The organism is Geodermatophilus sp. DF01-2 (assembly GCF_004571065.1).
Lineage (GTDB): Bacteria > Actinomycetota > Actinomycetes > Mycobacteriales > Geodermatophilaceae > Geodermatophilus.
In genome coordinates this window covers 1-19,139 of sequence record NZ_SPQN01000080.1, presented here as the reverse complement: position 1 = coordinate 19,139, position 19,139 = coordinate 1, and the positions used below count along the sequence as shown (strand labels likewise).

Below are 19,139 nucleotides of genomic sequence, written 5' to 3'. Positions count from 1 at the left end.
GCGGTGAACGCGCCGGGGGCCTCGGCCAGCCGCTCGCCGGCGAGCACGACCGCGCCCGGCTGCCGCAGCGCCTCCACGGCGGGCCCGCCCCAGGTGCCCTCGGCGAGGGCGGCCAGCGAGCGGGCCTCGGTGCCGGGCAGCGTGGTGAGCACCGTGGCCTGCAACTTCTCGGCGGCGCGGGTCGCGAACGGCGCGAGGTCGAAGACCGCCAGCCGGTTCTTCTGCACGGCCCGGCGCAGCCGCAGGAAGACGATGGGCGACTCCTCCTCCGGCTCGAGGCCGGCGAGCAGCACCGCAGGAGCGGCGGCGAGGTCGGCGTAGGTGACCGCGCCGTTGGCGGGGCCGGTGCCGGCGACGTGCGCGGCCAGGAAGGCCAGCTCCTCCGTCGAGTGCGCGCGGGCGCGGGCGTCGACGTCGTTGGTGCCGAGCGCCACACGGGCGAACTTGGCGTAGGCGTAGGCGTCCTCGACGGTCAGCCGGCCCCCGGGCAGCACGCCGACGCCGCCGGTGTCCCGCGCGGCGCGCAGCCCGGCCGCCGCGGCGGCCCACGCCTCGGGCCAGGACGCCGGCTCCAGGACGCCGTCCCGCCGCACCAGCGGGGTGGTGAACCGGTCGTTGGCGGTGGCGTAGCGGAAGGCGAAGCGACCCTTGTCGCAGTTCCACTCCTCGTTGACCGCCGGGTCCTCCCCCGCCAGCCGGCGCAGCACCTTGCCCCGTCGGTAGTCGGTGCGCTGGGCGCAGCCGGACGCGCAGTGCTCGCAGACGCTGGGCTCGCTGCGGAGGTCGAACGGCCGGGAGCGGAACCGGTACTGCGCGCTGGTGAGCGCGCCGACCGGGCAGATTTGGGTGGTGTTGCCGGAGAAGTAGGACTCGAACGGCTCGTCCTCGTAGATGGCCACCTGCTCCAGGGCGCCCCGCTCGAAGAGTTCGATGAACGGGTCGCCGGCGACCTGCTGCGAGAAGCGGGTGCAGCGAGCGCAGAGCACGCAGCGCTCCCGGTCGAGCAGGACCTCGCTGCTGATCGGCAGCGGCTTGGGATAGGTCCGCTTGACGTCGACGAACCGGCTCTCGGCGCGCCCGTTGCTCATCGCCTGGTTCTGCAGCGGGCACTCCCCGCCCTTGTCGCAGACCGGGCAGTCCAGCGGGTGGTTGATCAGCAGCAGCTCCATCGTGCCCTGCTGCGCCTTGTCCGCCACCGGGCTGGTGAGCTGCGTCTTCACCACCATCCCGTCGGTGACCGGCATGGTGCAGGAGGCGACCGGCTTGCGCTGCCCCTCCACCTCGACCAGGCACTGACGGCAGGCGCCGACCGGCTCGAGCAGCGGGTGGTCGCAGAACCGCGGGATCTGCACGCCGATCATCTCGGCGGCCCGGATGATGAGCGTCCCCTTCGGTACGGCGACCTCGAAGCCGTCGATGGTGCAGTGGACGGCGTCCACCGGTGGGGGCTGATCAGCCGGGTGCGGGTCGGACACCGCCGGGACGGCGGCCGGGGCGGGTCGGGGGGTGGTCACGAGGCGACTCCCACGGGTTCGAGCCGGAGGCTGCGGCCGAGACGGGCCTGCTCCTCCGGGGGCAGCAGGGCGACGTAGTCGTCCCGGAAGTACTTCAGCGAGCTGGCGATGCAACTCGTCGCGCCGTCACCGAGGGCACAGAAGGAGCGGCCCAGGATGTTGTCGCAGGTGTCGATGAGCAGGTCCAGGTCGGCCGCCGTCCCCCGGCCGTCGACGAGCCGCTGCAGGATCTGGACCAGCCAGTAGGTGCCCTCCCGGCACGGGGTGCACTTGCCGCAGCTCTCGTGCGCGTAGAACTCGGTGAACCGCAGGGTGGCCTCGACGATCGAGTCGGTCTCGTCGAAGACCATGAGCGCGGTGGTGCCGAGCATGGAGCCGGCGGCGGCCACCGAGTCGAAGTCCAGCGGGACCTCGAGGTGCTCGGCGGTGAAGTACGGCGTCGACGAGCCGCCCGGCGTCCAGAACTTGAGCTGGTGCCCCGGCCGGACGCCGCCGGCCATCTCCAGCAGCTCGCGCATCGTCGTCCCCATGGGGGCCTCGTACTGGCCCGGCCGGACGACGCGGCCCGACAGCGAGTAGATCTTCGGCCCGGGCGACTTCTCCGGCCCGAACTCCTTGAACCAGTCCGACCCGCCGCGGACGACGAACGGCACGCTGGCCAGCGTCTCGACGTTGTTGATCACCGTCGGCGCCCCGTAGAGGCCGGCGACGGCGGGGAACGGCGGCTTGAGCCGCGGCTGGCCCCGGTAGCCCTCCAGGGAGTCCAGCAGCGCGGTCTCCTCGCCGCAGATGTAGGCGCCGGCGCCGGCGTGCACGATCAGCTCGAGGTCGTAGCCGGAGCCGAGGATGTCGGTACCGAGGTATCCGGCCTCGTACGCCTCCTGGACGGCGGAGACCAGCCGGCGGTGGGCGTGCACGGCCTCGCCGCGGACGTAGATGACGGCCAGGTGCGAGCGGATGGCGTAGGCCGAGATGATCACGCCCTCCACCAGGGAGTGCGGGTCGGCCATCATCAGCGGCAGGTCCTTGCAGGTACCGGGCTCCCCCTCGTCGGCGTTGACCACGAGGTATTTCGGCATCGCGGCCGGTCCGGTCGGCGTCTCCCCCGGCTTGGGCTGCGGGATGAAGCTCCACTTCATACCGGTCGGGAAGCCGGCGCCGCCGCGGCCGCGCAGGCCGGAGTCCTTGACCAGGCCGACCAGCTCGTCGGGGGTCATCGACAGCGCGGTGCGCAGCGCGGTGTAGCCGTCGAGCCGCTCGTAGGTCGACAGCCGCCAGGACTGCGGCTCGGCCCAGCGCGAGGTGAGGACGGGGGCGAGAGGCACGGTCAGGCCTCCTTGCTGTCGGTCGGGGTGGTTCCCGTGGCGGGTTCGGTGGCGGGCGGGTTCTCGGTGCCGGCCCGTTGCCGGCCCCGCGGCTGTCCGTACTCGGCACCCTTGTCGGGGTGGGCCTGCGCAGCGCCGGCCCGCTCGGCCGGGGTGTCCGCGGCTGCGACGCGGGCGTCGGCGGCCTCCTCCTCCGGGGTCTCGCCGGCCCCGGAAAGGGCCCCGCCCCCCTCACCCCTCGCAGGCTCGGGGCGAGCCTCCGGGACGGGGCCGGGACGGGGTCCTCCTGCCGTCCCCCGCAGCCCACCGGTGTCGGCCGGTGGCTGCTCGGGTCCGGGCATGGGTGGGGCGGCCTCGCCGCGCTCGGCGGCCAGCCGGAGTCCGGCCAGAGTCGGCTCGATCCGCCCCTCCGCGTCGATCGCCGCCCGGGCGACGTCGGCGTCGGCGTACTGCGAGAAGCCGGCCAGCTGCCGCGAGATCCCGCGGAAGTCGGTGAGCGGCGCGCCCCGCGTGGGGTGCGGCTTCTCGCCGCGCCGCAGGGCCGCGACGAGGACCCGGGCGCTCTCGACGTCCTGCTGGTCGTAGAACTCGTAGTCGACGGTGACCACCGGCGCGTAGTCGCAGGCGGCCAGGCACTCGGCGTGCTCGAGGGTGACCGAGCCGTCGGCGGCGGTCTCGTCGTGGTGGACGCCGAGGTCGGCGGCGAGCGCGTCGAAGATCCGCTGCCCGCCCAGGACGGCGCAGAGCGTGTTGGTGCACACGCTGACCAGGTGCCGCCCGGTGGGACGGCGCTTGTACATCGTGTAGAAGGTCGCGACCGCGCCGACCTCGGCCTTGGTCAGCCCCAGTTCCTCGGCGCACAGCGCCACGCCCTCGGGCGTGACGTAGCCCTGGTAGCTCTGCACCAGGTGCAGCATCGGCAGCAGCGCCGAGCGCGCCTGCGGGTAGCTGCCGATGATCTCCCGCGCCTCGAGCCGGGTCTGCTCGGTCAGCGGCGGGAGCTCGGCGAGGGTCTCGGGGCTCGAGTCCACCGGCGAGCTGTCGAAGCCGGTGACCGCCGTCCCCTCCGGGGACCCGGGGAGCGCACTCACGCCGCCTCCTCGCTGGCGCTCGTCGACGCCGCTCGCGGCGCTGCTGTGCTCATCGGTTCGCTCGCAAGCTCGCTCACCTGTCACAGCCCCCCATCACCGGGTCCAGGGAGGCGATCGCCGCGATGACATCGGCGATCATGCCGCCCTCGCTCATCGCCGCCGTCGCCTGCAGGTTGACGAAGCTGGGATCACGCACGTGCACCCGGAACGGCCTGGTGCCGCCGTCGCTGACCACGTGGTAGCCGAGCTCGCCGCGCGGGGACTCGATCGGCACGTAGACCTGGCCGGCCGGCACCCGGAAGCCCTCGGTGACCAGCTTGAAGTGGTGGATCAGGGCCTCCATCGACTCGCCCATGATGTGGCGGACGTGGTCGAGGGAGTTGCCCATGCCGTCGGGGCCGAGGGAGAGCTGCGCGGGCCAGGCGATCTTCTTGTCCTCGACCATCACCGGACCCGGCTCGAGGCGGTCCAACGCCTGCTCGATGATCTTCAGCGACTCGTTCACCTCGGCCATGCGGACCAGGTAGCGGCCCCAGGCGTCGCAGGTGTCGGCGGTGGGCACCTCGAAGTCGTAGGTCTCGTAGCCCAGGTAGGGCTCGACCTTGCGCAGGTCCCACGGCAGCCCGGCGGCGCGCAGCACCGGCCCGGTGACGCCGAGCGCGATGCAGCCGGTGACGTCGAGGTACCCGGCGTCCTTGAGGCGAGCCTGCCAGATCGGCTGGCCGGTGAGCAGCTTGTGGAAGTCGGCCACCCGGGCCGGCATGGCCCCGAGGAACTCGCGGATGTGCTCGACGGCGCCCTCGGGGAGGTCCTGCGCCAGCCCACCCGGGCGGATGTAGGCGTGGTTCATCCGCAGCCCGGTGATCTCCTCGAGCAGGTCGAGCACCAGCTCCCGCTCCCGGAAGCCGTTGGTCATCCCGGTGAGCGCGCCCATCTCCATGCCGAAGGTGGCCAGCGCGACCAGGTGCGAGGCGATCCGGTTGAGCTCCATGACCAGGACGCGGATCGTCTGCGCGCGCTGCGGCGCCTCGATCCCGAGCAGCTTCTCGACGGCCAGGCAGTAGCCGGCCTCGTTGAACAGCGGCGACAGGTAGTCCATCCGCGTCACGAATGTCGTGCCCTGCGTCCAGGTGCGGTACTCGGTGTTCTTCTCGATGCCGGTGTGCAGGTAGCCGATCACCACGCGCGCCTTGGTGACCGTCTCCCCCTCGAGGTCGAGCACCAGCCGCAGGACGCCGTGGGTGGAGGGGTGCTGCGGGCCCATGTTGACGACTAGCCGTTCCTCGCCGTAGGCCTCGGTGCCCAGCGTCTGGTCCCAGTCGCCGCCGGTGACGGTGTAGACCCGGCCCTCGGTGGTCTCGCGCGAGCCGGCGTACGGGTCGGTGGCGTTGTAGGTCGTGCTCATCGGTAGCTCCGCCGGATGTCGGGGAGGGGGTGGGTGGGCGGGACGATCGTGACCGCCCGCGGCGCCGAGGCCCGGCTCATCGGTAGCTCCTGCGGGTGTCGGGCAGAGGGATGGGTGGGCGGGACCCCCTGTGGCCCGTGCTGACGCAAGGCCCGGCTCATCGGTAGCTCCTGCGGGTGTCGGGCGGAGGAATCGTGGCGTCGTGGTACTCGACCGGGACTCCGCCGAGCGGGTAGTCCTTGCGCTGGGGGTGGCCGTCCCAGTCATCGGGCATGAGGATCCGGGTCAGCGCCGGGTGGCCGTCGAAGACGACGCCGAACATGTCCCAGGTCTCCCGCTCCTGCCAGTCCGCCGTCGGGTAGACGGAGGCGACCGAGGGGACGTGCGGGTCCTCGGCGGTGACCGCGACCTCCAGCCGGATGCGCCGGCGGTAGGTCATCGAGGTCAGGTGGTAGACGACGTGCAGCCGCGGCCGGTCGGGCCCAGCCGCCGGGCCGCCGGAGTCGAGGTAGTCGGCGCCGGAGACGCTGCTGCACAGCTCGAAGCGCAGCGCCTCGTCGTCGCGGAGCGCCTGCACCAGGGACAGCAGGTGCTCGCGGGCCACGAAGTAGGTGATCTCGCCGCGGTCGACCAGCACGCGCTGCACGGCGGCGTCGTAGGTGGCCTGCCCGACAGCCTCGATCAGCGCATCGGTGACCTCGTCGAAGTAGCCGCCGTAGGGCCGGTCGGTGGAGTGCAGCGCGACCGCACCGCCGGGCTCGACGCGGACGAGCCCGCCGAACCCGGAGGTGTCGCCGGTGCCGGAGACCCCGAACGCGCCCTTGCGGAAGCCTCCGCTCGGGGCGGTCGCACCGATCGCGGCGTCCTCTCCGCTGCGGTCGCCGGGGCCGGTCACCGTGTCACCTGCTCGGCTCCGGTCTCGTTCCGCTCCTCGGTCCACATCATCGGTCGCCTCCGCGGTCGCTCCGCTCCTCGCTCGCAGAGCTCGCTGCGATGCTCGCTCCCTGTCGGCTCCGGGCATCTCCCTGCGATGCTCGCCCGGCCGTCGTCGTCGTGGTTCCGCTCCGCACGAAGGGCTCCGGCAGCAGGACCGCGTTGCCTCCGCGCTGCTCGATGGCGAACTGGCCGGTGCGCCGCTCGGCGGCGGCCCGCTCGTAGGCCGCCCGCTTCTCCTTGTCGACCCGCACCGTCGACGGCATCTCGACGAGCAGGTCCGGCGCCCGCCCCTCGGCCCGTGCGCGCTCGAGCTCCCGGGTCCGCTTCTCCCCCAGCGGCTCGTTCATGATCTTGTGATGCAGCTTGAGGATGGCGTCGGTGAGCATCTCCGGCCGCGGCGGACAGCCGGGCAGGTACATGTCCACCGGGACGACGTGGTCGACGCCCTGCACGACCGCGTAGTTGTTGAACATCCCGCCGGAGCTGGCGCAGACCCCCATCGCCAGCACCCAGCGCGGCTCGGGCATCTGGTCGTAGATCTGCCGCAGGACCGGCGCCATCTTCTGGCTGACCCGGCCGGCGACGATCATCAGATCGGCCTGCCGCGGGGAGGCCCGGAAGACCTCCATGCCGAAGCGGGCCAGGTCGTACCGGCCGGCGCCGGTCGCCATCATCTCGATCGCGCAGCAGGCCAGCCCGAAGGTGGCCGGCCACAGCGACGACTTGCGCGTCCAGTTGACCACCTTCTCCACCGTGGTCAGCAGGACGCCGTTCGGCAGCTTCTCCTCGAGTCCCATCGCCGGCTCCTCAGTCCCAGTCCAGGCCGCCGCGCCGCCACACGTAGACGTAGGCGATGAACACGGTGCCGATGAAGACGACCATCTCGACCAGCCCGAAGACGCCGAGTGCGTCGTTGGCTACGGCCCACGGGTAGAGGAAGACGATCTCGATGTCGAAGACGATGAAGATCATCGCCGTGAGGTAGTACTTGACCGGGAACCGACCGCCGGTCAGCGGCTGGTCCACCGGCTCGATGCCGCATTCGTAGGCGGCCAGCTTGGCCCGGTTGTACCGGCGGGGGCCCACGAACGGCGCGACCGCGACCGAGAACAGCGCGAACGCCGCCGCCAGCGCGAACAGCCCGACGATCGGGACGTACATCGAGAGCACCAGCGCTACCCCTCTCCGTCGAGGGTCGAATGGGTGTCGGTCACGTCAGACCGCCGGGGCCAGCCGGGTGAGGACGGCGACGGCGCGGTCGAACCGGTCGCCGTCCCGGCCGTCGGAGAGGTTGCCCATCAGCCGCAGCGCCGCGGCCACCAGCGCCGGTCGCTTGAGCCCGTGCGCCGTCGCGAAGCGGACCAGGTCCGGCCGGGCCATCAGCGCGAGCAGACCCGTGGCCAGCCGGTGGTGGCGCCCGTACTCCTCGCGCAGCCGAGCCGGGTACCGGCGCAGCACGGCCTCACGGCGCGGCCCCTCCGGCGCGGCCAGCGCCTCCGCCGCCGTCTCGGCCGCCATCCGGCCGGTCTCCAGCGCGTAGCTGATCCCCTCGCCGTTAACCGGGTTGACCGTGCCGGCGGCGTCCCCGGCCAGGAGCAGCCCGCGGGTGTAGGCCGGTCCGCGGTGCAGGGCCATCGGCAGGCCGGCGCCGCGCAACGGGGTGACGGCGTGCTCCTCGCCGAACTGCCACTCCGGCGGGAGCGTGGCCAGCCACTCGCGCAGCACCGTGCGCGGCTCGGCGCCGGTGCCGCGACGGGTGTCCAGCAGGCCGAAGCCGACGTTGCTGGTGCCGTCGCCCATGCCGAAGGCCCAGCCGTAGCCGGGCATCGAGTCCGCGCTCGGGCCGGCGGGAGAGAGGTCGAAGGAGATGTCGAGGTACTCGTCGTCCGTGCGCGGTGAGGAGACGTACCGGCGGACGGCGACGCCCAGCGGCCGGTCCTCCCGCCGCACCAGCCCCAGCGCCTTGCCCAGGCGTCCGGACAGCCCCTCGGCGGAGACGACCAGCGGCGCACGCCAGGTGGCCGGCGTCCGGTCCGACCCCTCCTCGGCGTGCACCCCGGCGACCCGGCCGGCGTCGTCCAGGAGCGGGCCGGTGACCGTGACCTCGCAGAGCACCCGGGCGCCGGCCGCCGCGGCGTGGGCGGCGAGGCCGGCGTCGAGATCGCGGCGGCTGCGGACCAGGCTGTAGGACGGCCAGCGCTGCAGGGTCGGCCAGTCGACCTCGGTCACCTGGCCGCCGCCGGTGACCCGCAGCCCCTTGTGGCGGACCCAGCCGACGGTGTCGACGCCCATGTCGGCCAGCGCCGTGACGCCGCGCGGGGTCAACCCGTCGCCGCAGACCTTCTCGCGGGGGAAGCGGGCCTTCTCCAGGACGGCGACGTCGAGCCCGGCCCGGGCCAGGTGCCAGGCGGCCGAGGAACCCGCAGGACCGGCGCCGACGACGAGCACGTCGGCCCGCCGGTCGCCGTCGTCCACCTCAGGCCCCCTCACGTCGAGTTCCGGCGACTTTGTGAATTGCTTCACAAGGCCGCCCGGTCCCTACTCTAGGCCGGGATGTGAGCTTGGTGACAAGTGGGCTGGTGGAACCGTGCGTCACAGCTCCCTGAAGGACCCCGTCCTCCTCGAAGAGGACCCCGTCCCCCTCGAGGAAGGACCCCGCCCCGCTCGAGAAGGACCCCGTCCCCCTCGAGAAGGACCCCGTCCCCCTCACCCCTCGCACGCTCGGGGTGAGGGGGACGGGGCCTTTCGGCTCGGGGTGAGCCTCCGGACGGGGCCTTTCGGCTCGGGATGAACCTCCGGACGGGGCCTTTCGGCTCGGGATGAACCTCCGGACGGGGCCTTTCGGCTCGGGATGAACCTCCGGACGGGGCCGACCGGGTCACGGGCGCGGCTTGCGACCGCGGTGCAGCGCGACGATGCCGCCGGTGAGGTCGCGCCACGCCACGTCGTCCCAGCCGGCCGCCTGCACCCGCGCGGCCAGCGCCGGCTGGTCGGGCCAGGCGCGGATCGACTCGGCGAGGTAGACGTAGGCGTCGGGGTTGCTGCTCACCGCGCGGGCGATCCGCGGCAGGGCCCGCATCAGGTACTCGGTGTAGACGGTGCGGAACGGCGCCCAGGTCGGGCTGGAGAACTCGCAGACGACGAGCGAGCCGCCGGGGCGGGTCACCCGGGCGAACTCGCGCAGCGCGACGTCGGGGTCGGCGACGTTGCGCAGGCCGAAGGAGATGACCACGCCGTCGACGCTCTCGTCGGCCAGGGGCAGCGCCATGGCGTCGCCGGCCACCTTGGGCACCGCCCGGGACGCGCCCGCCCGGAGCATCCCCTGGGAGAAGTCGCAGGCGACCGCGTGCACGCCGCCGCTCGCGAGCTCGACCGTGGAGACCGCCGTCCCGGCGGCGACGTCGAGCACCGTCTGCCCCGGGCGGGCGTCCAGCGCCCCCCGGGTGGCCCGCCGCCATAACGCGTCGAGGCCGCCGGAGAGCACCGTGTTGGTCAGGTCGTAGCGCCGCGCGACCCGGTCGAACATGGCCGCGACGTCGGTCGGTTGCTTGTCCAGACCGGCCCGCAACCCCGCGGTGTGTGCGCTCTCTCGCCGGTCTCCCACGGCGGGCGACGCTACCGGCTGCCTACGCTGGGGCCGTGACCGCCGCGGCCCTGACGTCCCCGGGTGCGGTCACACCCGTCGTCACCACGACCCCGCTGGCCGACGCGCCGGATCTGCTCGCTCTGCTGCCCCCGGCCGGTGCGCTGTCCTGGGTGCGCCGCGGGGATGGGCTGGTCGGCTGGGGTGAGGCGGCCCGACTGGAGGTCACCGGTCCCCGAGCCCTGGCCGAGGCGGCCACGTGGTGGGCGGACCACAGCGCCGGCCTCGACGTCGACGACCGCACCGGCGTGCCCGGCTCCGGTCCTGTCGTCTTCGCCAGCATCGCCTTCGACCCCGCCGCGGGGACGTCGGTGTTCGTCGTGCCCGAGGTCGTCGTCGGACGGCGGGACGGCGTGGCGTGGGTGACCACCGTCGGGGACGTCGACCCCGCCGAGGTGATGGACGACGCGCCCGAGGCCTCTCCGTCGCCGATGGGGCGGCTGCGCTACGCCGACGGCGCGCTGGACCCGGCCTCGTGGTGCGCGACGGTGGCCACGGCCGTGGAGCGGATCGACGCCGGGAAGCTGGCCAAGGTAGTGCTGGCGCGCGACCTCCTGGTCACCGCCGACGCGCCGCTGGACGCCCGTTCTCTCCTTGGCCGGCTGGCCGCCCGTTTCCCCGACTGCTGGACCTTCGCCGTCGACGGCCTGCTCGGGGCGACGCCGGAGCTGCTGCTGCGCCGGACGGGTCGGCAGCTGTCCTCCCGCGTGCTGGCCGGGACCGCGCCGCGCGGTGCCGGCGCGGACGACGACCGGCTCGCCGCCGGCCTGCTCTCCTCGGCCAAGGACCGCGCCGAGCACGCGCTGGCCGTCGACTCGCTGGTCGGCGCGCTGGACCCCTACTGCACGACGCTGTCCGCGCCGGAGGAGCCGGAGCTGCTCACGCTGGCCAACGTCCGCCACCTCGCCACCGACGTCGCCGGCGTCCAGCGGCGCAGCGGGCCCCGCGGTGGTGCCGGCCTGCTGGAGCTGGTCGGCGCGGTGCACCCGACGGCGGCCGTCTGCGGCACCCCGACCGGGGCGGCCGCGGCGCTGATCGGCGAGCTCGAAGGCATGGACCGGGGCCGCTACGCCGGTCCGGTCGGCTGGCTGGACGCGCGCGGGGACGGCGAGTTCGGCCTCGCCCTGCGCTGCGCGGAGCTGTCCGACGGGGACCCGGCCTCGGCGCGGCTGTTCGCCGGCTGCGGCATCGTCGCCGGCTCCGACCCGGCCGCCGAGCTGGCCGAGACCCAGGCCAAGTTCGCTGCCTTCCAGGCCGCTCTGGAGAGCTGACCGGCCGGCCGCCGGACGAGGCGGCCCGGCAGCCGGTGTTCTCGACTGCCGGACCTGGGTCCGTGGGACGGCCGGCCGCCCCCGGACCGTGGCACCGGTCTGCCCGGACGATCACCGGGTCAACCGGCGCCGGGCATGGCTCCGGTCCGCGTGAGCTCCTCGGCGATGTCGACCAGCTTGCGGTTGGTCTGCTGTGAGACCCGGGCCAGCACCTGGAATGCCTGGTCGGCGGTCAGCCGGTGGCGCTCCATGAGGATGCCCTTGGCCTGCCCGATGACGTCCCGGCTGCTCACGGCCTGGCGCAGGTCGGACTCGTGCCGGGCGCCGGCGAGGGCCACGGCGGCGTGGGCCGCGAGGACGAGGCCGACCTCCTCGGACTCCTTCCCGAACGCCTGCGGCTCGCGAGCGTAGACGTTGAGGGCGCCGAGGTTGTCGCCGTCGACGAACAGCCGGAAGCTCAGCGAGCTCATCACCCCGAGCTCCACCGCCTCCGCCGCGAAGCGGGGCCACCGCCGCTCGGCGCGCATGTCCTCGATGCGGACGGTCTCCTCCTCCCACACGGCGTCCAGACACGGCCCCTCCTGGACCCGGTTCTGCAGCTCGTCCATCCGCGCCGGCAAGTCCCCGGTCGCCGCGCGCGGCTCGACCCGCTCGCGGCCGGTGACGTACGTGATCGAGCACTCCTCGGCGCCGGGGATGGTGCCGACCGCGGTGGCGGTGATGGTGCGCAGGGTGGCCTCGACGTCGCCGTGCTCCTCCTGCAGCGCGCGGGCGACCTGGCCCATGATCTCGCCGAGGTTCTCCTCCACCCGGCCGCTGCCCGGCCCGTCCCCGGACACCGGCGCCGGCCGCTGTCCCTCGTCGCTCCCGCGGGACCTGGCTGCCCGCCTCGGCTCCTCCTTCACGGGAGCACCGTAACCACGGACGGCGAGGTCAGGCCGCGCCCAGCGCCTCGGCGGCGGCCGACCGCAGCGCCGCGGCCAGCTCCGCCTCGGCGCGCTGGTCGGTGCCGACGACGACGACCCGAGGCCCGCCCGCGACGACGGCGTCCGCCAGCCCGGACGGCCCGGCCACCCGGAGCGCCGGCCAGCCGAGCGCCTCGGCGACGGCGACCAGGTCGCGGCCGTGCGGCGTGCCGAACACCCGCCGGTAGCCCGCTTCGTACCGCGGCTGACCGGGCTCCAGCTGGGCGAAGATCCCGCCGCCGTCGTTGTCGGGGACGACGAGGGTGAGGTCGGGCCGCCGCTCCCCCTCCCCGACCAGCAGTCCCTGCAGGTCGTGCAGGAACGTGAGGTCCCCGAGCAGGGCGAACGCCGGGCCCCCGTGCGCAAGGGCGGCGCCCACCGCGGTCGACACGGTGCCGTCGATGCCGGCGACCCCGCGGTTGGCGAGCACGGTCAGCCCGTTCCGCGGGACGGCCAGCCGGTCGACGTCGCGGACCGGGGTCGACGAACCGAGGACGAGCAGCGCGCCGTCGGACAGGCCGGCCACGAGGTCGCGGGCCAGCAGGCCCGCGGTCAGCCCCGGCGCGGCGTCGAGCAGGCCGTCCACGGCCGTCCCCACCCGGCTGGCCGCGGCGCACCAGGCCGCGCGCCACGCCGGGTCGGCCGGGGTGCCGGGGACGGGAAGTGCGCCGACCCACGACGTCGACCGGCCGGCGTCGGCCCAGCGCGGCGCGGCGGCGACCGTCTCCACCCGGACGGCGGGGTCGGCGAGCAGCGCCGACACCGGCCGGGACAGCGTCGGCCGGCCCACCACCAGCACCCGGTCGGGGCGGTGCGCGGCCAGCCAGCCCGGCGCGCCGAGCAGCAGCGCGCCGCCGCGCACGGACTCCGCCCACGCGCCGCTGGACGGCTCGGCGACCACCGGCCAGCGCTGCGCCTGCGCCAGCTCGGCCGCCGCCCGGCCGAGCGCGGGCGGCGCGTCACCGACGACGACGAGCGTCCGCGCCGGGCCGGTGTCGGCGGGTGCCGGCGAGGGTGTGACGGAGCCGTCCGTCCACGGCACACCGCCGGCCCGGCCGACCCACGGACCGCTCGGCTGCGTCCCGGGGTCCTCCGGCAGCAGAGGCTCGCGGAACGGCAGGTTGAGGTGCACCGGGCCCGGGTCGCCGGAGAGCACCCCCCGAGCGGTGAGCAGCGCCTTGGCCACCAGCGAGCGCCAGTACCGGTTCTGGGCCTCCTTCCGGCCGGTCTCGGGCACCCCGACGTCGACCGCCGCCCGGACCGCCGTGCCGTAGAGGCCGGACTGGGCGATGGTCTGGTTGGCCCCGGTGTCGCGCAGCTCCGGCGGCCGGTCGGCGGTCAGCGCCAGCAGCGGCACCCCGGCGGCGTCGGCCTCGAGCACGGCGGCGTGCAGGTGCGCCGTCGCCGTCCCGGAGGTGGTCAGCACGGGCACCGGCCGCCCGGAGGCCTTCGCCAGGCCGAGGGCGAGGAAGGCCGCCGCCCGCTCGTCGATGCGCACGTGCAGGGTCATCCGGCCGGCCCGCTCGGCCTCGAACAGCGCCAGCGCCACCGGCGCGGAGCGGGACCCGGGCGCCACCACGGCGTCGGTGACCCCGCCACGGACCAGCTCGTCGACGAGCACCCGGGCGAGGGCGGTGGAGGGGTTCACCCGCGCACCGCGTCCAGCCGGGCCCGCCAGCGTGCCTCGATGGCCGGGTCGGCGGCGACCTCGGCCAGCCGGTCGGGCGTCACGGCCCGCACCGGCAGCGCGCCGTCCACCGGCAGCAGCGGGGCGCTGGTGACGTCGCCGTCGAGCAGCGCCACGGTGGCCAGCCCGCAGGCGAACGGCAGCTCCGGCAGCGCGGCGGCGAGGGCCACCCCGGCGGCGATGCCCACCGACGACTCCAGCGCCGAGGAGACGACGCACGGCAGGCCGTGGGCCTCGGCGACCCGCATCGCCGCCCGCACCCCGCCGAGCGGCTGCACCTTGAGGACGACGACGTCGCAGGCCTCCCGCAGGTCCACCCGCAGCGGGTCGACCGCGCGGCGCACCGCCTCGTCGGCGGCGACCCGGACGTCGATCCGCCGGCGCAGCGCGGCCAGCTCCGCGAGCGACGCGCAGGGCTGCTCGACGTACTCCAGGCCCACCCGGCCCAGCTCGCGGATGCGGGCCACCGCGGTGTCGACGTCCCACGCGGCGTTGGCGTCGACGCGGATCGCGCCGTCCGGGCCCAGTGCATCGCGCACCGCCTCGACGCGGGCCAGGTCGTCGGCCGCCGTCTGCTCCGGATCGGCGACCTTCACCTTGGCCGTCCGGCAGCGCGAGGCCGCCACGATCGCGTGCGCTCGCTCGGGGTCGACGGCGGGCACGGTGACGTTGACCGGCACCGCGTCGCGCACCGGTGCCGGCCACCCCTCGCAGGCGGCCTCGACCGCCGCGGCCCACCATCGGCGGCTCTCGGCGACGTCGTAGTCCCAGAACGGGGAGAACTCGCCCCAGCCGGCGGACCCCTGCACCAACACGCCGTCGCGGACGTCGATGCCCCGGAATCGGGCGCGCATCGGCACCGACCAGACCCGCGCTCCGTCGAGCTGCGGCGGGTCGGCGGAGGTCACGCTGATCAGCGTAGGAGGCGGGCGGCCGACCGGTTCCACGGCAACTCCGGGCGGCGTCGGAACACGAGCTCGTTTCGCTGGCCGGGCAGCCGGCCATCGCGTATCATCGAACGAGTGTTCGATGGCGTGGTGTTCTCGGAAGGGCCGGGTGGCTCGTCGGTCGAACACGCCCTGACCGCGGTGCTCGACCGCCGGGACGCCGCCTCAGAGCCGCCCTTCGTCGTCGACCGGGTGTATCCGGAGCTGCTATGGGGCCGGGCGTGGCTGCACGAGCCCGCCGCACCGCGGCTGGGCGACTGTGCCCGGCGGACACGGCTGATCCGGTGGATGCGGCTGCCGCCGAGCTGGACCGGTTGCTGGCCACCGCTGCGGCGCCGTTGGCGCGGGCGGCGGCGTCGCGGGAGATCGCCCGGCTGTCGGCGGTGGTGGCCGCCTCGCTGGCGGAGTTCGCCCGGTGTCGGCCGGCGACGGCGTTCGACCGGCAGTCCGGGCAGCGCGGGGCGATGTCGGCGGCCAGCCGGGCGGCCCGGCCGGTGGCGCTGACCGAGGTCAGCGAGTGGGCGGTCGACGAGGTGGCGCTGACGCTGCGCATCCCCGGTCCGGCGGCCACCGCGCAGTTGGCCGAGGCGCTGGTGCTGGACGAACGGCTGCCGGGCACCCACCAGCTGTTGGCCCGGGGGAAGCTGTCCCCGGCGCACGCCCGGCAGATGATCAACGTGGTCGGCCCGGTGGCCGACGACGGGTTGCGCGCCGACATCGAGGCGCACGTGCTGGGCCTGCTGGGGGACGAGACCCCACCGCAGCTGGGCGACTGTGTCCGGCGGATCGTGCTGCGTCGGGACGCCGAGGCCCGCCCGCACATCGCGATCGTCGACCAGCTGCGGGCAGCCTGGTGGCCCTTCGACGACGGCGGCCTGGCGGTCACCCCGCCCAACGGCGAGATCCGGGTCAGCCACCCACCCCGCTGCGGCACCGACCTCGACCTCCCGCCCTACTAGATCGACATTCCCGCTAGCCTGGGACCTCGTGCCCCGGCACCTGACCCCCGTGCCTGCGCCCGCCGATCCCCTCGCGCTCCTGCCGCACCTGCGCGCCGCCCTGGACGGCGCGGCGCCCCTGGCCGTGCTGCCCGCGGGACCGCCCGCCGCCGTCGAGGCCGCCCGGACCGTGCTGCGGCCGGACGAGCCGCTGGAGCCCGGCGCCGACCTCGTCGTCGTCACCTCCGGCTCGGCCGGGGGCGGGCGCGGGGTGCTGCTGCCGGTGGCCGCGGTGCGCGCCTCGGCCGAGGCCACGCTGCGGCGGCTGGGCGGCCCGGGGGCGTGGCTGCTGGCGCTGCCGGTGTCGGCGATCGCCGGGCTGCAGGTGCTGTGCCGGTCGCTGCTGGGCGGCACCGAACCGACCGTGCTGGCGCAGGGCGAGCCGCTGGCCGCCGCCGTCGCCCGGATGCCGGCGGAACCGCGCTACACCGCGCTGGTGCCCACGCAGCTGCGCCGGTACCTCGACGCCGAGCCGGCCGCGCTTCGCACCTTCGCCGCGGTGCTCGTCGGCGGCGCGGCCACCGACCCCGCCCTGCTCGCCCGCACCCGCGACGAGGGGGTCGCCGTCGTGACCACCTACGGCATGACGGAGACGGCCGGCGGTTGCGTGTACGACGGCCGGCCGCTGGACGGCGTGCGGGTCCGCGTCGCCGAGGGGGTCGAGCTCGCCGGGCCGGTGCTGGCCCTGGGCTACCGGCTCGACCCCGAGGCCACCGCCGCGGCGTTCGCCGACGGCTGGTTCCGCACCCGGGACGCCGGCACGCTCGACGAGGAGGCCCGGCTCGCCGTGCACGGCCGGCTGGACGACGTCGTCGTCACCGGCGGGGTCAACGTCGCCCCGCAGGCCGTGGAGGGCGTGCTGCGCGCGCACCCGGACGTCGCCGATGCCGTCGTCTTCGGCCGGCCGGACGGCGAGTGGGGCCAGCGGGTCGTCGCCGCCGTCGTCCCGGTGCCCGGCGCGGAGCCCGACCTCGCCGCCCTCCGGGCCTGGGTGGCCGCGCGGCTGGGCGGCCCCGCCGCCCCGCGTGAGCTGCACCGGATCGCCGCCGTCCCCACGCTGCACACGGGCAAGCCCGACCGCCGCGGCGTGGCCGCGGCCCTGCTCGAGAGGCACTGACCGTGGCCACCCCCGCCCAGTGGCTGGCCGGCGCCCGCCCCCGCACGCTGCCCGCCGCGCTGGCCCCCGTGCTCGTGGGCACCGGCGCCGCCGCGGCCCTCGACGGCTTCCGGCCGCTGACCGCGCTGCTCGCCCTGCTGGTCGCCCTGGCGCTGCAGGTGGCGGTCAACTACGCCAACGACTACTCCGACGGCGCCCGCGGCACCGACGCCGTCCGGGTGGGCCCGATGCGGCTGGTCGGCTCGGGCGCGGCGACCCCGCGGCAGGTGCTGGGCGCGGCGCTGGCCGCCTTCGCCGTGGCCGGGCTGGCCGGGCTGGCGCTGGCGGCGCTGTCGAGCTGGTGGCTGGTCGCGGTCGGCGCGGTCTGCATCGCCGCCGCCTGGACCTACACCGGCGGGCCGCTCCCCTACGGCTACCGGGCGCTGGGCGAGGTGTTCGTCTTCGTCTTCTTCGGCCTGGTGGCGGTCGTGGGGACGACGTTCGTGCAGACCGGCTCGGTCGACGGGCTGGCGGTGGCCGCCTCGGTGCCGATCGGCCTGCTGTCGGTGGCGCTGCTGGTGGTGAACAACCTGCGCGACATCGAGGGCGACGCCGCCGTCGGCAAGCGCACGCTCGCCGTCCTGCTCGGTGACCGGGGCACCCGGATCGCCTACGCGGCCCTGCCGGTGGTGGCGTTCGCCGTCGTCCTCGCCATCGGAGTGGTCCGTTCCTGGGTGCTGCTGACGCTGCTCGCCGTCCCGCTGGCCGTGCCGCCGGTGCGCACCGTGCTCTCCGGCGGGCGCGGGCCGGCGCTCATCGCGGCGCTGCAGGGCACCGGGCTGCTCACCCTGGTCACCGGCGTCCTGCTCGGCGCCGGTCTGGCCCTCAGCGGCTGAGGGCCCCGCTGCAGGGTCCCATCGCGAGCCTGCGAGTGATGGGGGGCAGCGGGGTCCTTCTTCAGCTCTCGTCGCCGGCCAGGCGGGCCTCCCGCTCGGTCTTGGCCTGCTGACGGGCGATGCTGCGCGCAGCCAGGCCCTCGGTCAGCCGATCGCGCGACGGGCGCAGCAGCAGGTACGAGACCGGCATCGACAGCAGCAGCCCGAAGAGGGCGCCGGACCAGAAGTCCAGGCCGAGCCACCACAGCAACAGGACCAGTGCAGCCGCGATGGCGAACCGGCCCACCGTGTAGATGAGCAGCCAGGGCGCGATCCGGGGCCGCGCCGCCGGACCCCCGGTCGGCGCGCCCGGCACCGTCGGATCAGCCTTCTCCGCCATGGCGGCCCTCCCACTTGGTGGACAGAACGACCGTCGTCCGGGTGCGGGCGACGCCTCTGATCCTGTTCAACGCGCCGATGGTGGCCTCCAGTGCCGGGATGTCGGTCACCCGCACCTTGAGCACGTAGCCCTCGCTGCCCGCGACCCGCCAGCAGTCCTCGACCTCGGGCATGGCGCGCAGCGCCTCCTCGATGCCGGTGTCGTCGACCGAGTCGCTCTCGATGACGCCCACCAGGGCGGTGACACCCAGCCCGACCGACGCCGGATCGACGACCGCCCGGTAGCCGGTGATGACCCCCGCCGCCTCCAGCTTGCCCACCCGCTCGTGCACCGCCGGCGAGGAGAGGCCCACCCGCCGGGCCAGTTCGGCGTAGCTCGCCCGCCCGTTGGCGCGCAGGAGGTCGATGAGCTGCTGGTCGACGGCGTCGATGGCGCACTCCTCTCGTGCGGGCGCTCTCTGCGCGGTCGAGTATCGCCGGCACACGTACTGTGGAGTGCACTCGGGCTCGATCGGCGAGGGGGTGGGCCGCCATGGCCTTCGTGGTGGTGCTGGTGGTGGCAGTCGCCGTGGTGGTGCTGGTGCTGCGTGCGGCAGAGACGGGCGGTTCCGCGAAGCGTGCGCCGCGGCCCCGGCCGCAGCGCGCCGTCCGCCCGGTGGCGCCGGACGACGACCCGGAGTTCCTGCGCGAGCTCGAGCGCCGCACGCGGCGCGACGACGGCTCCCCGGCGTAGCGACCCGTCGCCGAGCGCGCGCGGCCCGTCCAGGGTTCGGCCCGCGCCTGGTGTCGGCCGCCTCCAGGGCACGGCCCTCTCCCGGCGTGCTCTGCGCAGGCTCGGGGAGAGGGTCCTCCTACGAGGAGCGGAGAGCAGGGGGCTCCTTCTTCAGGCGGCGCGGAACAGGCGCCGCCAGCCGCGGGCCCGCGCCGGCCGCTGCGGTGGCTCGGCGGGCGCCGCTTCCTGACGGGGCGGGGCCGGCATCCCGCCCG

At 75.1% G+C, this 19,139-nt stretch carries 18 protein-coding genes and 1 pseudogene; 5 read left to right on the top strand and 14 right to left on the bottom strand.

Annotated features, from left to right (window positions below; translation table 11 throughout):
- The 9 genes and pseudogenes from E4P41_RS17665 to E4P41_RS17625 all read right to left on the bottom strand — a co-directional run.
- On the bottom strand, positions 1-1,514 hold a 1,514-nt coding region (locus E4P41_RS17665), incomplete at its 3' end, for an NADH-quinone oxidoreductase subunit G (RefSeq protein ID WP_135142569.1).
- Positions 1,511-2,839 (bottom strand): NADH-quinone oxidoreductase subunit NuoF, encoded by a 1,329-nt coding sequence (gene nuoF / locus E4P41_RS17660; protein WP_135142568.1) that lies wholly within the window; start codon positions 2,837-2,839, stop codon positions 1,511-1,513. The genes nuoF and E4P41_RS17665, both read right to left, overlap by 4 nt.
- A gap of 2 nt (positions 2,840-2,841) precedes the next feature.
- On the bottom strand, positions 2,842-3,930 hold the full coding sequence (gene nuoE, locus E4P41_RS17655; RefSeq protein ID WP_135142567.1) for an NADH-quinone oxidoreductase subunit NuoE: 1,089 nt from the start codon (positions 3,928-3,930) through the stop codon (positions 2,842-2,844).
- A gap of 73 nt (positions 3,931-4,003) precedes the next feature.
- Positions 4,004-5,335 carry an NADH-quinone oxidoreductase subunit D gene (locus tag E4P41_RS17650; RefSeq protein WP_135142566.1) on the bottom strand — a complete coding sequence of 444 codons (1,332 nt, stop codon included), beginning with the start codon at positions 5,333-5,335 and terminating at the stop codon, positions 4,004-4,006.
- 157 nt (positions 5,336-5,492) lie between these two features.
- Positions 5,493-6,230 (bottom strand): NADH-quinone oxidoreductase subunit C, encoded by a 738-nt coding sequence (locus tag E4P41_RS17645; protein ID WP_135142565.1) that lies wholly within the window; start codon positions 6,228-6,230, stop codon positions 5,493-5,495.
- A 388-nt stretch (positions 6,231-6,618) separates the two neighbouring features.
- Positions 6,619-7,068 (bottom strand): annotated as a pseudogene (locus tag E4P41_RS22770) (NADH-quinone oxidoreductase subunit B family protein); the annotation flags it as partial.
- Positions 7,069-7,078: 10 nt separating this feature from the next.
- Entirely contained in the window at positions 7,079-7,432 is a 354-nt protein-coding gene (locus E4P41_RS17635; RefSeq protein WP_135142574.1) for an NADH-quinone oxidoreductase subunit A, read from the bottom strand.
- Positions 7,433-7,486: 54 nt separating this feature from the next.
- Complete coding sequence (locus E4P41_RS17630; RefSeq protein WP_245177451.1) at positions 7,487-8,761, bottom strand: geranylgeranyl reductase family protein; 1,275 nt, start codon at positions 8,759-8,761, stop codon at positions 7,487-7,489.
- Between the two features lie 388 nt (positions 8,762-9,149).
- Complete coding sequence (locus tag E4P41_RS17625) at positions 9,150-9,875, bottom strand: demethylmenaquinone methyltransferase (protein ID WP_135142563.1); 726 nt, start codon at positions 9,873-9,875, stop codon at positions 9,150-9,152.
- Between the two features lie 35 nt (positions 9,876-9,910).
- On the opposite strand from E4P41_RS17625, the gene E4P41_RS17620 reads away from it, so the two are divergent.
- Positions 9,911-11,185 carry an isochorismate synthase gene (locus E4P41_RS17620; RefSeq protein WP_135142562.1) on the top strand — a complete coding sequence of 425 codons (1,275 nt, stop codon included), beginning with the start codon at positions 9,911-9,913 and terminating at the stop codon, positions 11,183-11,185.
- A 119-nt stretch (positions 11,186-11,304) separates the two neighbouring features.
- Here E4P41_RS17620 and E4P41_RS17615 read toward each other — a convergent pair whose 3' ends face one another.
- Genes E4P41_RS17615 through E4P41_RS17605 form a run of 3 tightly spaced genes read right to left on the bottom strand, consistent with a single transcriptional unit; the run spans position 11,305 to position 14,745 of the window.
- A complete protein-coding gene (locus E4P41_RS17615) occupies positions 11,305-12,090 on the bottom strand; it encodes a GAF and ANTAR domain-containing protein (RefSeq protein ID WP_245177450.1) in 786 nt (261 codons plus the stop codon).
- Positions 12,091-12,118: 28 nt separating this feature from the next.
- Positions 12,119-13,798, bottom strand: coding sequence for a 2-succinyl-5-enolpyruvyl-6-hydroxy-3-cyclohexene-1-carboxylic-acid synthase (gene menD / locus E4P41_RS17610; RefSeq protein ID WP_135142561.1), 1,680 nt, complete (start codon positions 13,796-13,798; stop codon positions 12,119-12,121).
- Positions 13,795-14,745, bottom strand: coding sequence for an o-succinylbenzoate synthase (locus E4P41_RS17605; RefSeq protein WP_245177449.1), 951 nt, complete (start codon positions 14,743-14,745; stop codon positions 13,795-13,797). The genes menD and E4P41_RS17605 overlap by 4 nt, the downstream gene beginning before the upstream one ends.
- A 323-nt stretch (positions 14,746-15,068) precedes the next feature.
- Here E4P41_RS17605 and E4P41_RS17600 point away from each other — a divergent pair, with 323 nt between their 5' ends.
- From E4P41_RS17600 to E4P41_RS17590, 3 genes are read left to right on the top strand one after another with little or no spacing between them, the layout of a single operon-like run.
- Entirely contained in the window at positions 15,069-15,743 is a 675-nt protein-coding gene (locus E4P41_RS17600; protein ID WP_167761153.1) for a DUF222 domain-containing protein, read from the top strand.
- Between the two features lie 28 nt (positions 15,744-15,771).
- The gene (locus E4P41_RS17595) at positions 15,772-16,899 is read left to right on the top strand and encodes an AMP-binding protein (RefSeq protein WP_135142559.1); all 1,128 of its coding nucleotides are present in this window, start codon (positions 15,772-15,774) and stop codon (positions 16,897-16,899) included.
- A gap of 2 nt (positions 16,900-16,901) precedes the next feature.
- On the top strand, positions 16,902-17,774 hold the full coding sequence (locus tag E4P41_RS17590; protein ID WP_135142558.1) for a 1,4-dihydroxy-2-naphthoate polyprenyltransferase: 873 nt from the start codon (positions 16,902-16,904) through the stop codon (positions 17,772-17,774).
- 61 nt (positions 17,775-17,835) lie between these two features.
- Here E4P41_RS17590 and E4P41_RS17580 read toward each other — a convergent pair whose 3' ends face one another.
- Together E4P41_RS17580 and E4P41_RS17575 are read right to left on the bottom strand one after the other, a co-directional pair.
- The gene (locus E4P41_RS17580; RefSeq protein WP_135142557.1) at positions 17,836-18,153 is read right to left on the bottom strand and encodes a DUF4229 domain-containing protein; all 318 of its coding nucleotides are present in this window, start codon (positions 18,151-18,153) and stop codon (positions 17,836-17,838) included.
- Positions 18,137-18,637 carry an Lrp/AsnC family transcriptional regulator gene (locus E4P41_RS17575; RefSeq protein WP_245177448.1) on the bottom strand — a complete coding sequence of 167 codons (501 nt, stop codon included), beginning with the start codon at positions 18,635-18,637 and terminating at the stop codon, positions 18,137-18,139. Before E4P41_RS17575 ends, E4P41_RS17580 begins: the two co-directional genes overlap by 17 nt.
- Positions 18,638-18,684: 47 nt before the next feature.
- Between E4P41_RS17575 and E4P41_RS17570 the strand changes: the two genes are divergently transcribed.
- A complete protein-coding gene (locus E4P41_RS17570) occupies positions 18,685-18,885 on the top strand; it encodes a hypothetical protein (RefSeq protein WP_135142556.1) in 201 nt (66 codons plus the stop codon).
- Positions 18,886-19,139: the final 254 nt, after the last annotated feature.